This window comes from Pseudomonadota bacterium, assembly GCA_022361155.1.
In the GTDB taxonomy this organism is placed as follows: domain Bacteria; phylum Myxococcota_A; class Polyangia; order Polyangiales; family JAKSBK01; genus JAKSBK01.
Window position 1 is genome coordinate 13,179 of the sequence record JAKSBK010000307.1, and the last position, 15,130, is coordinate 28,308.

The 15,130-nt window shown below is 65.1% G+C and carries 8 protein-coding genes; 4 read left to right on the plus strand and 4 right to left on the minus strand.

Annotation, left to right across the window (positions count from 1 at the left end; translation table 11 throughout):
• Nucleotides 1–33 precede the first annotated feature (33 nt).
• Nucleotides 34–861 (minus strand): M55 family metallopeptidase, encoded by an 828-nt coding sequence (locus MJD61_12040; protein MCG8555999.1) that lies wholly within the window; start codon nt 859–861, stop codon nt 34–36.
• A gap of 198 nt (nt 862–1,059) precedes the next feature.
• On the opposite strand from MJD61_12040, the gene MJD61_12045 reads away from it, so the two are divergent.
• Both MJD61_12045 and MJD61_12050 read left to right on the plus strand, forming a co-directional pair.
• Nucleotides 1,060–3,429 carry a DNA topoisomerase 4 subunit A gene (locus tag MJD61_12045; GenBank protein ID MCG8556000.1) on the plus strand — a complete coding sequence of 790 codons (2,370 nt, stop codon included), beginning with the start codon at nt 1,060–1,062 and terminating at the stop codon, nt 3,427–3,429.
• The gene (locus tag MJD61_12050) at nt 3,426–5,345 is read left to right on the plus strand and encodes a type IIA DNA topoisomerase subunit B (protein ID MCG8556001.1); all 1,920 of its coding nucleotides are present in this window, start codon (nt 3,426–3,428) and stop codon (nt 5,343–5,345) included. The genes MJD61_12045 and MJD61_12050 overlap by 4 nt, the downstream gene beginning before the upstream one ends.
• Nucleotides 5,346–5,429: 84 nt before the next feature.
• Here MJD61_12050 and MJD61_12055 read toward each other — a convergent pair whose 3' ends face one another.
• Both MJD61_12055 and MJD61_12060 read right to left on the minus strand, forming a co-directional pair.
• Entirely contained in the window at nt 5,430–6,905 is a 1,476-nt protein-coding gene (locus MJD61_12055) for a hypothetical protein (protein MCG8556002.1), read from the minus strand.
• Nucleotides 6,906–7,174: 269 nt separating this feature from the next.
• On the minus strand, nt 7,175–10,711 hold the full coding sequence (locus tag MJD61_12060; GenBank protein ID MCG8556003.1) for a methylmalonyl-CoA mutase family protein: 3,537 nt from the start codon (nt 10,709–10,711) through the stop codon (nt 7,175–7,177).
• A gap of 137 nt (nt 10,712–10,848) precedes the next feature.
• Between MJD61_12060 and rlmN the strand changes: the two genes are divergently transcribed.
• Nucleotides 10,849–12,045, plus strand: coding sequence for a 23S rRNA (adenine(2503)-C(2))-methyltransferase RlmN (gene rlmN, locus MJD61_12065; protein ID MCG8556004.1), 1,197 nt, complete (start codon nt 10,849–10,851; stop codon nt 12,043–12,045).
• 8 nt (nt 12,046–12,053) lie between these two features.
• Nucleotides 12,054–13,994: a hypothetical protein gene (locus tag MJD61_12070; GenBank protein ID MCG8556005.1), complete on the plus strand. Its 1,941-nt coding sequence runs from the start codon at nt 12,054–12,056 to the stop codon at nt 13,992–13,994.
• A gap of 126 nt (nt 13,995–14,120) precedes the next feature.
• On the opposite strand, the gene MJD61_12075 is transcribed toward MJD61_12070, so the two are convergent.
• Nucleotides 14,121–14,987, minus strand: a complete 867-nt coding sequence (locus MJD61_12075; GenBank protein MCG8556006.1) for an OmpA family protein — start codon at nt 14,985–14,987, stop codon at nt 14,121–14,123.
• Nucleotides 14,988–15,130: the final 143 nt, after the last annotated feature.

Sequence of the window (15,130 nt, forward strand, 5' to 3'; positions counted from 1 at the left end):
CCGAGCGGCTTTGCACAAGGCGCTGACTTGGAACTACGCCGGAATCGTGCTCGCGCCCAGCAGCATCCAGGCTCGCAGGACGCTCAGCAGGGTGGCGGGATCCGGTGCCTGGTAGCGGAGCGTTCTTGCAGAAGCACGGACGGTTTTGGGAAGGAGCTCGCAGGCGTCGGCCATCGCGCTGGTGACACAATCGGTTTCCAGCAAGAGCGGCCCGTCGACAACGAACGGTCGCAGTTCTCCGGCTCTGCGGCAGACCCGGGTGGCTGCCGCTCGAATCCGTGCCCGGGCGGTCTTCGGGTGCTGGGATTGCGCCGAATAGCGGGACAGCGCGCGCTTGACGGCTACCGTTTCGATTCCGTCGATCAGCTCGGCAGACTGAATACAGGTGGTTTCGTCGCCGGTGACGAGACCGACGGGCGTTTGGTGCTGGCCACAGACGAGCGCGTTGAGGCCCGCCTCGTTGAAAGGGCGACCGTTGATGCGGACGCTGGCTGCGACTCGACCGGCATAGGTGTGATCCAGGATGGCCAGGGCCGTGCCGGCGCCGGCGTGATAGCCGACGAACAAGGCAACGTCGAAGCCCGCGTCGACTCCAGCCACCATCGAGTGCGGTTTGAGCGAGCCGGACAAGATTTCGACGCGTTCGTCGAGCTCGTCGAGCAGCAGATTGCGCATGTCCCCGTGCGAGTCGTTGACAAGCACGTGGGCTGCGCCTGCGTCGAAAGCTCCGAGTGCGGCCGCGTTGGCTTCGGCGGTCATCCAGTGCCGTGCGAGCTCGAAGTCAGCGGCGCCACGCCGGCAATGATCGGCGTGCACGACTCCGGCCACGCCCTCCATGTCGATCGATATGTAGGTTCGCATGGTGTTTCGGTGCTAGCCCGTTTTGGGATCCTGCGCCAGCCCGGGCCGGTCGTGACTCGCCGCCGCCCTGGTGCAGCCCTCCAGCGTGCCGACCCTCGCGGCTGGCTTCTCGGGCATGTGCATGTTTCTTGCGTTCGAGCGGTCTGCGCTGCTACATGCTTGTTCAGTGGATGCGGCTCTCACGCCTTAGGAGATGACGTGGCACGGCGAAGACAGAATCAGCTCAAGCTGTTCGAGGGAGGTGCGGGTGCGGCGGGACCACCGGTGATCGACGACGCGCCTCTGGTGCAGGAGGCGCGACGCCGTTACCTGCATTACGCGCTCAGCGTCATCACCTCGCGCGCACTGCCCGACGTGCGGGACGGGCTCAAGCCTGTCCAGCGCCGCATTCTCTTCACGATGTACAGGGAACTGCGGCTGCGGCACGACGCCAAGCCGCGCAAGTGCGCGGCCATAGTGGGGGACGTCATGGGTAAGTACCATCCGCATGGAGACACGGCGCTCTACGACGCCCTGGTGCGGCTTGCCCAGCCCTTTGTGATGCGCGCGCCGCTGGTCGAAGGCCACGGCAATTTCGGGTCGCCGGACGGAGACGCCGCCGCAGCCATGCGCTACACCGAGGCGCGATTGCAGGCGCTCGCTGATGAGCTGCTTCGCGAGCTCGGACAGCAAACGGTCGCGTACCGGCCCAGCTACGACGCAATGCGCTTCGAGCCTGTGGTCTTGCCGGCACGCTTTCCGAACCTGCTGGTCAATGGCTCCCAGGGCATCGCCGTGGGCATGGCCACCTCGATTCCGCCTCACAACCTCGGCGAGGTCGTCAAAGCCTGCGTGGCGCTGATCGACGACCCAGAGCTCAGCCTGCGCCAGCTGCTCCGGTCCATTCGCGGGCCGGATTTCCCAACCGGGGGAGAGCTCCTCGGCACCAAAGGGGAGCTCGCAGCGATCTACGCCTGCGGCCAGGGCACGCTGAAGCTGCGCGCGACCTGGCGTGGGGTGGAGTCGCGTCGCGGGGGCTCCATCGTGATCGATACCATTCCCTATGGAGTGGAACGCGGCACGATCGTCAAGCGGGTCGCCGACGTGATAGTGGCGCGCAAGCTACCGGGCGCGGTGGATGTCCGCGACGAGAGCACCGAGGAGTGCCGCATCGTGATCGAGCTCAAGAAGGACGCCGACCCGCAGCTGGTCATGGCCTACCTCTACAAGCACACCCCGCTCGCGAGCAACGTGCAGGTCAACCTCACCTGTCTCGTCCCCACAGCCAATCCCGACATCGCGGCACCGTCGCGGGTCGATCTGCTCACGCTGCTGCGCCATTTCCTCGCGTTTCGCATGGAGGTCGTCACGAAGCGGCTCCAGTACGAGCTCGACGAATTGCTCAAGCGCATCCATGTTCTCGAGGGCCTGGAAATCGTCTTCGACGCGCTCGATGAAGCTATTCGCATCATCCGCCGCGCGGAAGGCAGGCAGGACGCCGCCGGCAGGTTGATGAAGCGCTTCGATCTGGATCAGGCGCAGGTGGATGCGATCCTGGAGCTACGTTTGTACAGGCTGGCACAACTCGAGATCTTGATGATCCGCAAAGAGCTCAAGGACAAGCGCAAGGATGCCGCCCGCATTGCGCAGCTGCTCGAGAGTCCCGCCGCGCGCTGGAAGCTGATCCGAGCCGAGCTGTTGGAGCTGGCCGACACGTATCGCGATCCGCGGCGCACCCGGGTTCGTGCAGAGGTTGACGAACCCGAATACGACGCGGAAGCGTACATCGTGCAGGAGGATGCCGTCGCGCTGTTGACACAACAGGGCTGGATCAAGCGCCAGCGCGAGGTCAAGGATCTCAAGGCGACCCGGATGCGTGATGGCGACAGCCTGTTGGATGTGGCAGCTGGCTCCACCAAAGCCTGTGTCGCCCTGTTTTCGAATCAGGGCAGCTGCTACGTATGTCGCGTCATCGACATTCCCGCGACCAGCGGTTACGGCGTCCCGGTGCAGAAGCTGTTCAAGTTGGGGGACGGTGAGCGAATCGTCGCGATGCTCGGTCTCGACTCGCGCGTTCTGGATGTGCCAGAGGCTTCGGAGGAAGCGACCGAGCCGGAGGCACCCTTTGCTTTGGCGGTGACACGACGGGGGTTGACGTTGCGCTTTTCCTTGCGCGGTCATCGCGACCCCAGCACTCGCAGCGGCCGCAAGTTCATGCGAGTCGGCAAGAACGATGAAGTGCTCTACGTCGGGGTCTGCGATCCGGGCGATCCGGTTGCGTGCGTTACGCAGCAGGGCAGGGCGGTGATCTGCGACTCGGATGAGATCGCGCTGCTGTCGGGTCCGGGTAAGGGGGTGATTCTGATCCGCCTGCAGGAAAACGACGCGGTGATCGGGGCCAGAGTGTTGGGGCAAGAGGACGCTGCCTTGGTTGCGCTGCGTGAGGGCGGCAAGGCCTACAAGATAACGACGCGGCGCTATCAGACCGCCGCGCGCGCCGGCAAGGGATACGTGCTGTTCAAGCGCGGTAGCTTTGTGGCAGTGCAAGCACCGGAGCTCGTCGTGCCACAACTGGAGGAACCGGCGTGACCGCACCGGCCGCGTACACAGCAAAAGACATCGAAGTGCTCGAGGGGTTGGAGCCGGTGCGCAAGCGTCCGGCCATGTACATCGGCGGGGTCGATGCGCGGGGCTACCATCAGCTGCTGTGGGAACTCTTGGACAATGCGGTGGATGAGGCCATCAACGGGCATGCGAAGAAGATCGAGGTGCAGCTGCATCCGGATCACAAGGGCGCAACGGTCGGCGACGACGGGCGCGGCATTCCCATCGACAAGCACCCCAAGTTCAAGAAGCCAGCGCTCGAGCTGATCCTCTGCACGCTTCACGCGGGTGGCAAGTTTCGGAATGCGAGCTATCAAGTGGCCGGTGGACTGCACGGAGTGGGATCGTCGGTCGTCAACGCGCTTTCGCAAGGGATGGACGTAAACGTTCGCCGCCAGGGTCACGAATACCGGCAGAGCTTCTCTCGGGGCGCGCCGACCTCGAAGCTGAAGAAGCTTGCGGCGACGAAGCAGCGCGGCACGAGGATCGACTTCCGACCGGATCCGGAAATCTTCGGCAAGAAGATGGCCTTCGACGTTGCAAGGGTGCGCGACCGGCTCGAGGCCAAGGCCTATTTGCACAAAGGACTGAAGCTAGTCTTCGTCGATGGAGCCACGAACAAGCGCGAGCAGTTTTTTCACCCCGGCGGCATCGTGGATTTCTTGGGCAAGCTTGTGGCGGAGCGCGGCAAGGCCGCCATCCATCCCGCTGCGTTCACCCTGGAACGCAACGGGGACACCCGCATTGAATTGGCGCTGCAGTGGACGGAAGCGACAGACGACGTTGTGAGGTCGTACGCCAACGGCATTCCGACGCCTTCGGGGGGGACGCACGAGAACGGCCTCAAGCAGGGTATCGGCAAGGCCATCCGCAACTACATGTTGACCCACAAGCTGTCTCCCAAAGGCGTCAGTGTCACGGCCGAGGACATTCGGGAGGGGCTGGTGGTCATCCTGAGCGTATATGTGCACGAACCGCAGTTTCAGGGTCAGACCAAGGACCGCTTGAACAACCCTGAAGTGTCGTCGCAGGTCGAGGGCACACTACGAACGGCGCTCGAGCAGTGGCTTCACGACAACAGCAGCCTGGCGGAGGCCATCGTGGCCCGCATCATCGCGGCGGCCCGGGCGCGCGAAGCCAGTCGAGCCGCCAGCCAGCAGGTGCAGCGCAAGACGGCCGTCAGTCATCGACTGAACCTCCCGGGTAAACTTGCCGACTGCTCGAGCACCGATCCCAGCGTCAGCGAGCTCTTTCTGGTGGAGGGCGACAGCGCCGGTGGCAATGCGAAGCAGGGCCGGGATCGGACGACGCAAGCGATCCTGCCTCTGCGAGGCAAAGTGCTGAACGCCGAGCGGGCCAGCACTGCAGCCGTGCTTGGCAACCGCGAGCTTCAGGATGTGGTTTCTGTCTTGGGGTGTGGCGTCGGCAAGAGCTTCGACCTTACACGCCTCCGCTACGGTAGGATCTTTCTTTTGATGGATGCGGATTCCGATGGCTATCACATCTCGACGCTGCTCTTGACGTTCTTCTTCAGGCACCTGCCGGAGCTGATTCGGCGTGGTTACGTGTATCTCGCGCTGCCACCGCTCTATCGGATCGACGTGGGCAAGGAGACGCACTGGATCCTGGACGACGAGGAGAAGGATCGGCTGCTGTCACAGCTGGGCGAAGGCGCGAAGATCGATATCAGTCGCTTCAAGGGGCTTGGAGAGATGTCGGCGGCCGAGCTGAAACAGACGACGCTGGACCCGGGCCGGCGGCGCGCTCTTCGGGTCACCATCGAAAGCGAGCTGGAGGCCGACCGGGCAGTCAACGCGCTCATGGGTCGCGATGCCTCGGAGCGTTACCGCTTTATCATGGAGCATGCGCCAGCCGTACAGGCCGCGGAGCTCGACGTCTGACCCGGAAACTCCTGAAGCCTCTTGTGAGCCCGTGGCGGGCCAATCACCGGCCACGGCAGCCGATCCGTGCCGCGAACAGTCTCGCTACAACAGAATCACTCCACCGCAGGGGAACTCGACGTCGACAAGGGCACCACCTCGCTGCAGGGTGTCGCAAGCGGCGCCGTGAACTGTCACGGTGCTCGGGGTCGTGAGGGTCCAGCCGTTCGGGTCGTTGCACAGCAGCGTCTGGCCGTTGAGTATCACGGTACCTTCGCAGGGATTCGGCGACACGACCTGGCCGTCGAGCTTGATCTCACAGGTGACCGCGCCTCCGATGATGGCACGCAGGGCCGCGTGCAAAGCGGCGTCGCGCAGCGGGTTGAAGTAATTGAGCGGCATCGGCGAGTCGGACGGTAGCCCGGAGCCGATGTTCGCAACACGCTTCAGGTGCTGGGTGCGCTGCTGGTCACCGGGACCTGCAAGCTCGATCACAAAGGTCTGAATGCCCAGCGAGTAGGCACGCTCGATCTCGGCCTCGACGCCGTCGAAATCGGGGTCCTGGACGTTGGCGCAGCCGGGTGGCATCTGCTCGGGCCGATGGCCGCACTTGCACGGAGCCCCCGGCAAGGGTAGTACCGGTAGCTGTCCCAGGGCCGGTGCCGTGTTGCAGGTGGGTGCCCGGCGCAGGCAGGGATGTGGCTTGCCATCCGTGGCCAGCAAGAAGATCACGGGGTGCTTGAGGCTGTCGGGACCGATCGCGTGCCCCACGTGGCCAAGCTGGAGCATCTTGTCGATGGAATCGGTGATGGCCTCTCGGGTCGGCGTGGAACCGCTCGGCTGGTGTCTGGTGTATTCGCTGTGAAGAGCGAAGTACTGGCCCGTGGCAGGCGGCATCCAGGTCAAGTCGGGGCAGTGGGGCGAGGACGAGTCGTCGGTGTAGATCTGCAGCGCGAACTCGATGTTATACTGAAACTCGTTGAAGAGACTGTGGTTGGTCGGATTGGGGTTCAACGCCAACGGGCCCACGAGCTCCTTGCGCAGGATGTCCCAGCGCGACCCCGAATTCTCGAGGTTCTCGTCGAGCGGATCCCTCATGCTTCCGCTCTGGTCCACGATCGCGACGACGATCGGCGTGACCGGCTCTGCATTGACGGCGACCGCATGGCATTGGCCGGGTGGCCCAGCCGGTGCGTGGCTGCCCACCACGCCGCCATCGAAGCCCACGGCCTGCCCGGTGCCGGTTCCCACGTGTCCGGTACCCGTACCGGGCAGCGGTGCGGGGCAGCGGCCGTTGCTCAGGCACAGCTGCCCGTCAAGACACGATGCGCCCTGCTGGCAGTCCTTGGTGCACGTGCCATCGTGGCCGCAATACAGACCCGCAGCGCAGCGGGTCGCCGACATGCCTCCGCACTGCGTTCCGCAGTGGGGATCACCTGGCGCGCAGCCCGAACCGGGGGGCGTGATGTGGGGGCCCGGCACGACGCCAGAGGCGGCCGAACGCGACTTGTTGTTGGAGCAGCCCGCCAACGCCGCCAGCGAGCCGAGCACGATCAGCGTTCTGAGCAATCCAGCCCTCATGGCCACAGCCTCCATGGATATATCTAGTATCAATAGAAATATGGGCTGAAACTCGCGCAATCGCAAGCATTCGTACACGGCAGGAGGTCTTGGTGCCCTGAATTTGCACAGTTTTTTGCCTGGCTTGGGCCCATCAGACTTGGGCCCATCAGACACCGGTCTCCGCGCTTCGGCGCCCTGGTGGTTCGGCGCCCTGGAGCCGGGTCGACTGGCGAGGCCCTCGGTCTGGCTTGTCGGCTGGTCTCGGCGGGCGGCCGTAATGGCCCAGGCTACATGGCGCGCCGATAGCGACCGCCAATCTGGAAAAGCGCGTCGGAGATCTGGCCCAGGCTGGCGTGCTTGACCGTCTCCATCAGTTCGCCAAAGACGTTGTCGCCCGTGCGCCCAACGGACTTCAGGCGCTCAAGCGCCGGGCCGCTGGTGCTCCTGTGCCGCCCGTGAAAGGCCTTCAGGTTCTCGAGCTGAGCCTGTTTCTCCTCGTCGCTCGAGCGCATGATCTCCCGGGGGCGTGCAGGTGCGGTGCTCGTGCTCTTGGCCTCGAAGGTATTGACTCCGATCACCGGCAGCTCGCCGCTGTGCTTGAGCGACTCGTAGTAGAGGCTCTCCTCTTGGATCCTGCTGCGCTGGTACAGGGTCTCCATCGCACCGAGCACCCCCCCTCGGGCGGAAAGCCGTTCGAACTCGTCGAGCACGGCCTCCTCCACGGTATCGGTCAGCCGCTCGATCACGTACGAGCCCTGCAACGGGTTTTCGCATTTGCCGAGCCCTAGCTCACGCTGGATGATGAGCTGGATGGCGAGGGCGCGCCGCACCGATTCCTCGGTCGGCGTGGTCACGGCTTCGTCGTAGGCGTTCGTGTGCAGGCTGTTGCAGTGGTCTTGCAGCGCCATCAGCGCTTGCAGCGTGGTTCGAATGTCGTTGAAGGCCATCTCCTGGGCGTGCAGCGAACGACCCGAAGTCTGCACGTGGTACTTGAGCTTCTGGCTGCGCTCGGAGGCGGCGTAGCGGTCGCGCATCGCGATGGACCAGATGCGCCGTGCCACCCTGCCGATGACGTTGTACTCGGCGTCGAGCCCGTTGCTGAAGAAGAACGAGAAGTTGGGAGCGAAGCCATCGACCGGCATTCCACGGGCCAGGTAGTACTCACAGTAGGTGAAGCCGTTGGCTAGGGTGAGCGCGAGCTGGGTGATCGGATTGGCTCCGGCTTCGGCGATGTGGTAGCCGGAGACCGAGACCGAGTAGAAGTTGCGGACTCCTTGCTCGACGAAGTGGGCCTGCATGTCGCCCATGAGCTTGAGCGCGAAATCGGTGGAGAAGATGCAGGTGTTCTGCGCCTGATCTTCCTTGAGGATGTCGGCTTGCACGGTGCCACGTACTTGTTTGAGCACGTCGGCCTTGATGCGCCCGTAGGTCTCCCGGTCGACCACCTGATCCCCGCTTATGCCCAAAAGACCAAGGCCGAGACCGGTGTGCTGCTTCGGCAGCTCGCCCCGGTACGACGGCAAGCTCGCGCCCTGCGCGGCGCGGGAGCGGGCCTCTTCCAGCTTGCCCTGGCTGCGCAGGTGCCTTTCTACCTGCTGGTCGATGGCCGCGTTGAGAAAGAAGGCCAGCAGCATCGGTGCGGGACCGTTGATCGTCATGGACACGGAGGTCTTGGGGTCGCACAGATCAAAGCCGGAGTAGAGCCTCTTGGCGTCGTCGAGGGTACACACCGACACGCCGGAGTTGCCAACCTTGCCGTAGATGTCCGGCCGCAGGTGGGGATCGCACCCGTATAAGGTCACGCTGTCGAAGGCGGTGGAAAGGCGCGCGGCGGACTGGCCCCGGGCAAGGTAATGAAAGCGGCGGTTCGTGCGCTCGGGACCTCCCTCGCCGGCAAACATGCGGGCCGGTTCCTCGCCTTCGCGCTTGAAAGGGAAGACCCCCGCCGTGAAAGGGAAGCGTCCAGGCAGGTTCTCCATGCGCAGGAAGCGCACGAGCTCACCCCATTCGCGGGTCTGTGGAAGCGCTACCTTGGGCAGCTGGGAGTGCGACAGCGTTTCGACGTTGTTCGACACACGGAGGGTGCGCTTCCGTACCCTGTACGTCTGCTCGTCGGTCTGATAGCGCTCCAGCGTTTGCGGCCAGTCTTGCAGCTGCTCGAGGACGTCTTTATCGAGCCTGCGGCAGGCGGAGTCGTAGCGGCGACGCAGCAACGCGGTCGCCTCGGCATTCGTGCACGCGGTACCCTTGCTCCCGCCCGCGTCCCCGGTTCGGGGCGGCGCGCCCTTCGACTCTGGGCGCCGGAGCGTGCGCTGCGCCTGCAAGAGCTCCGCGTCCATGGGTGGCTCCGCGTCCATGGGTGGCTCCGCGTCCATGGGTGGCTCCGTGTCCAGGCGTTCAAGTGCCGAAATGGCGCGCTCCAGCCCGTACGCCTGCGAGGCGTGCTCCGCCTGTTCGCGAGTCCTTTTCCGGTAATCGCGCACGCTGGCCGCGATCTCCGCCAGGTAGCGCACCCGGTCGTCGGGAATCAGCTTCGGGGCCGGCCGCGACACGCTCTCGCTGCGCAGCGCGGGCGGGCGGAACCCGGTCCATCCTGCCTCGGCCAGACGCTGCCGGAGCGCGCTGTAGATCCGCTCCAAGCCGGCGTCGTTCCAGTGGCTCGCCACGCAGCCGAAGACCGGAATCGAGCCGTCCGGCGGCGACGGCTGCCCGTGGTTGCGCTTCCACTGTTTGCGAACGTCGCGCAGGGCGTCCTCGGCTCCCTGCCGGTCGCACTTGTTCACGACAACCATGTCGGCAAGCTCCAGCATGTCGATCTTCTCGAGTTGGGATGGAGCGCCGTATTCGGGGGTCATCACGTACAGGGACAGGTCCGCCTGATCGATGATCTCGGAATCGCTTTGGCCGATACCTGCGGTTTCCACCACGACCAGATCGTAGCCGGAAGCCTGCAACACGAGCACGGCATCGCGGGCGGCGTCGGAGAGCGCAAGGTGTGCCTGGCGGGTGGCGAGCGAGCGCACGTACACGTGGCGCCCGTGGATCGCATTCATGCGCAACCGGTCGCCAAGCAATGCTCCGCCCGAGCGGCGACGACTGGGGTCGATGAGCACGATCGCGAGCTTCCGATCGGGCAGGTCGCGCCGGAAGCGCAGCACGAGCTCATCGAGCAGGCTCGATTTTCCAGCGCCGCCAGGCCCAGTGAGGCCAACCACGGGCGCAGGTCGAGCGCCGGCTCGGCGCTGCAGGCGTTCGCGCAGCTTGGCGAGCTCCTTGTTGGGTCCCCTTCGGGCCTCCAGCCAGCTGATCAGGCGACCAACGATCAGGGGCTCGGCTGCCGATGGCTCGGCGCCGGGTGCGGGGTCGGGTCGGGGGTTCGAGGCGCAGTCATCGAGGATCGACCGGATCATTCCCTTGAGGCCCATGGTGCGGCCGTCTTCCGGGCTGAATATGCGGGCGACGCCGTAAGCTTGAAGCTCCTCGATTTCACTCGGCAGGATGGTGCCACCGCCGCCGCCGTACACGCGAATGTGGCCGGCCTGCTGATCGCGCAGTCGATCTACGAGGTAGCGAAAGAACTCCATGTGGCCGCCCTGGTACGACGACACGGCCACGGCATGTGCGTCTTCCTCGATCGCCGCCTCGACCACATCGTCCACGGAGCGATCGTGACCGAGATGGATAACCTCGGCGCCCGAGGACTGCAGCAGGCGGCGCATGATATTGATCGCGGCGTCGTGGCCGTCGAAAAGCGATGCCGCGGTCACGACCCTAACCGGTTCATGCGCGGCGTTAGCCGCTGCGACTGCCGAAAGCGAGGTCATGGGCCAGCCTCCGAGGTCTTCGAAGCGTTGCTGAACATGCTGCCAGTTGACGTTAACTGGCGGCCAGGCGCTTTGCAAGGACGCGCTCGGCGCCGGGGCGTTTTGCCAGCGCCGACGTGGTAGCACAGGATATTGCCATGCTCGTCGCATCCGCGTTGCCGGCGCCCGCTTCGTTGCTGGAGTACCTTCCCGAGGAGTGGGAGCGCCTCATGCACGAGTGGGGTCAGCCTGCATACAGGGCCAAACAGATCTTTGGCTGGCTTCATCGAAAGGGCATCTTCGAGCCCGACCGTATGAGCAACTTGCCCCCGCCTGTGCGCGAGCGGCTTCGCGAGCAGGGGCTCAAGTCACCGCTATCGCTTGAGCGCGCGCATGCCGGTGAGGACGAAACGAGCAAGCTGCTGTTTCGGCTCGACGACGGGCAAGCGATCGAAAGCGTACTGATGCCCCACGCGGCTTCGGGCAGTCCGGGTGCAGTGACGCTGTGCGTGTCATCGCAGGTAGGTTGCGCCATGGGCTGCGTCTTCTGCGCTTCGGGTTTGTCTGGGCTCAAGCGGCAACTTGCAGCAGCCGAGATCCTCGGACAGGTGTTGTGTGCACCGGCGGCAGGGGCGTCAGGCGGGCGGCTCAGGCGTCGGGGTGCAGGGTCGGGCGGGATGGATCGGAATCGAAGCGGCGAAGTTGTCTTGCCCCGCCGCCCTAGAGGGCTCGTCTTCATGGGAATGGGAGAACCGCTGCACAACTACGGCAACCTGGCTCGCGCCCTGCTGCTGCTGACGCATCCCGAGGGGATGGCGTTTCCCTTTCGCGCCATGACCGTATCCACGAGTGGTTTGGCCCCGGAGATCAGGCGTCTCGGGCGCGATTTCGAGGGCAGGGTGCAGTTGGCTGTCTCCCTGCATGCAGCCGACGATGAGACACGCTCTCGGCTGGTGCCGCTCAATCGCCGCTATCCGATCGAGGTGCTGGTGGAGGCCATGCGTTCTTACCCGGTGCCAAGGCGTGGTCACCTGACCGTGGAGTACACCCTCATCAAAGGGACCAACGCGTCGCTGTCGGATGCACGTCGCCTGGCCCGGCTGCTGCGCGGAATGCGGGTGCGGGTGAATCTAATACCCATGAACCCAGTCGAGGGCAGCCGCCTGCGTGCGCCTGATCAGGGCAGCATCGCACGCTTCCAGAACGAGCTGCGCAGTGCCGGTTTACGCGTTTTCGTGCGGCGCCGGCGAGGGGATCGCGTTGCTGCGGCGTGCGGCCAACTCGCCCTGCGCCCGGAGCTGCAGCGCCTCACCTCGCCAAGGGCCTTGCAGGCACAGCATCCGCTCGAGGGTTAGTGTCCTTCTTGCCCAGCCCCAGACCTGCTTCCATCCTCGTCGCGGCCGCCGCGCTCGTGCTGTCGTCTCAGGCGGCGGCCTACGAAGGGGTTGGGCTGCCGGTAGCGGAAATCCAGCCCGGCCAGCTCAGGATCGACGGTCTGCTGCGAGACTGGGAGCGGAACGGGTTTGCCGAGTCGGGCAACGACCGCCGCGCCGGCTGGCTGCGCTATGCGCTGGGCTACGACGCCGGGGCGCTGTACGTCGGGCTGGAGGTCACCGACGATGTCTTTGTGCGAACGCGCCGACCCGGACCACGCGAGGATGCGGTGGTGATCACGCTCGCATTCCCCGGCGACCGAAAGGGCCATATCGCTTACGAGCTGTGGTTGTTCGCGGGCATCCCAGGGAGGCAGGCATCGCTGGCTTTCCTGGGACGGCCAGGTAGCCAACCGAAGCCGCTTGACGGTGTAAAGATCGTCGAGGCGGAGCGTTCACACGGATCGGGCTATACGCTCGAGGCCCAGATCCCGTGGCGTAGGATTCCCCGGTCAGCGACCTGGCAGCGCAGCAGGGCAGAGGTCAGGCTACACGACATCGACGACCCCCGCGGGCCGGCCCGCTTGTCGTCGCGGGTCAGAGCCCGCAAACGACGCACGGAGCTGGGGCGCTTGCCTCGGCTCTTACCGAGCGGCGGCAGCGAGCAGCACCTCAAGGGGTTTTTGGAGAGCATCGGGAGGCCTGTTGCGCTGCCAAGATTCGACCTGCGGGGCGATGTGTTCGGCGATGGTCGAGCGGAGCGGGTGATCGTCGTAGATCGCTACCTGGTGGTCACGGGGGAGGGCTACAAGGACGGCGAGAGCTACGACTATGTGCAGCTGCCGATCGCAGTGGAGAGCGACGTGCGAACCGCTCGCCTTCGCGACCTGACCGGCGACGGGCGCAGCGAGCTCTTGCTGCGTTTCAGGCATCGGACCGATTTTGGCTCGCGCGAGGTTTGGCGGGGTATAGGCTTCACCGAGGCCGGCCCGCAAGCCCTTCTGAGCCTCGAGACCATGCGTCGCAGTGCGAGCAGCCGCGTCGAAGCGACGGTAGAGGTCCTTGGCAGCGGCAGGCGTCGTCCACCCATCGTGCGCGTGCGGGCAGGCCGCGCACAGGGTCCGGACCCGCGGCTGGTTCCCCTCGATCGCGTGAGCGACGACGCACCCGTGCTGGTGGCCTGGGGTCTCGTGATTCAGCGGGACTACCAGTGGGACCGGACGCGCTTTAGCGTACGGCGCGAGATTGCGAACAACGTCGTCCAGGCGCCGGCGCGTCCGGCCGGGCCCGAGCAGCCGCCACGCCCCAAAGCGCCTGCGAGCGCGAGTGCTCCGGCAGCACAGTTGGACGCCGTTGTCGCGCTGTTCCGGCGCACGCGAGGCCTTGGACCCGAAGTGGCCCCGCGCTTCGCAATCCAGGCTAACGTGGCTGAGGATGCCCGCGCCGAGCAAGTGCAAGTGCTCGGCACGCTGCTCTTGGTGGCGGGGCCCGGTTTTCGTGGCGGTCGCAGTTACGTGTACATCGAGCTCCCAGTGGACCGGCCCGAGGATGTGCTCGCCGTGACGGCACGGGACGTGACGGGTGACGCTCGTGCAGACGTGCTGGTGCGAGTGCGCCAGCACCTTGGCGAACTGCAGCGCGATGTACTCGTCGGCTACCGCATCGATGGGCGGTCACCTGCGCGGTTCATGGCCCTGCCACTCCGCTATCGCCAGGGCATGCGATCGATCGAGAACCAGGTGCGCTTTCTAACGACCGGCCGAGGCTGCGAGATCCGGGTAACGCCGGGGCGGGCCCGCGGCTGGTCCGAGCAGAGCTTCGTCTATTCTCCAGACGGCAGCGATGGAGTCTTGCCCATCTTACTTCCATGGCGGGATGGGCCTGTGCGCTACCGCTTCGACAATGGAAGCCTCTTGAGAGCTGAGCGTTGATCGCGGCTAGCCGCGCTATTCCTACCATGGTACGAATGACGCCATGAGCGGATCGGTGGCCAAGCTCTCCGTGAGCATACCGAAAGAGCTTGCCAAGGCAGTCAGCGCCATCTAGTGCCCTGGGCACTACGTACGGCGCTTTTTCGCGTGGCGGCCACGATGTCGGCTTGTGCGGTCCTGTTTGTCAACGGCTCTGAGCTTTCTCAGGTAGGGCTCCAGCACGATCTCGATCCGGCGGTTCCTGTGACGTCCTCGTTTGGTCTTGTTGGAGGCGACAGGATCGTATTGCGCGAAACCTGCAGCCACCAGGTTGGGGGCACGCATACCGGAATCTATCAGGACCTCGGTGACCGTGACCGCACGGGCCGTAGATAGCTCCCAGTTGCTCTTGAATTCTTCGTTGCGAATCGGGACCGTGTCGGTGTGGCCGCCGACCGTGAAGCGCCGAGTCTTGTCGCGTCGCAGCACGCGCGCGACCTGTCGCACGGCCTGTCGCCCGTCTTTGGAAAGCTCGTCGCTTCCAGATGGGAACAACACCGCGGCCGGCATCTTCACGACCATTCGGCCGCGCCGAAAAACAACCTCGAGCTTGCCGCTGTCGATCATACGCTGAAACTGGCGCGTTAGCGCCTTGAACTCCGCGAGCTGTTTCATCACCTCGTGGCGATCTTCGCGCAGCTCCGAAAGCTCGGTTTCCTGGTCCTTGAGCTTCAGCTCGCTTTCGCTCGCGCGCATCTCCGCGGCGTCGTGCGCGCTCTTTTCCTGCTCGAGCTGTGCATCGAGCCGGCTGAGCCGCTCTTGCACTTCGGTGTTCTGTCTGCGTGCGCTGACAAGCTCGGCTCGAATCCTGGTGTGCTCGCTCGTCGTCAGTGCTAGCTGAGACTTCAAGTCCGAGGCGTACAGGCCCAGGACAGCGGCGACCAGCACGGCCGTGGCCGCGATCACCGGGGTCAGCCAGGCCCTTCTGGATGCGGGACAAAAGGGATCGTTCATGGTCTCACCTTGCGCAGGCTCCGAAGGGCCGCTGCCGCGAGCAGTCGAAGCCTATCATGCGGGTCGGGTCCGCGCACCGCGTGCATGTCCTGCGCACGGCGGCTACGGCCTGTGCTTGCACCGCCGCCATAGACGGGCGCCAG

Bases quoted from the DNA above. Each gene is read 5' to 3' on its own strand.
- MJD61_12060 (MCG8556003.1), bottom strand. From the start codon at position 10,711: ATGACCTCGCTTTCGGCAGTCGCAGCGGCTAACGCCGCGCATGAACCG.
- MJD61_12040 (MCG8555999.1), bottom strand. From the start codon at position 861: ATGCGAACCTACATATCGATCGACATGGAGGGCGTGGCCGGAGTCGTG.
- MJD61_12055 (MCG8556002.1), bottom strand. From the start codon at position 6,905: ATGAGGGCTGGATTGCTCAGAACGCTGATCGTGCTCGGCTCGCTGGCG.
- rlmN (MCG8556004.1), top strand. From the start codon at position 10,849: ATGCTCGTCGCATCCGCGTTGCCGGCGCCCGCTTCGTTGCTGGAGTAC.
- MJD61_12075 (MCG8556006.1), bottom strand. From the start codon at position 14,987: ATGAACGATCCCTTTTGTCCCGCATCCAGAAGGGCCTGGCTGACCCCG.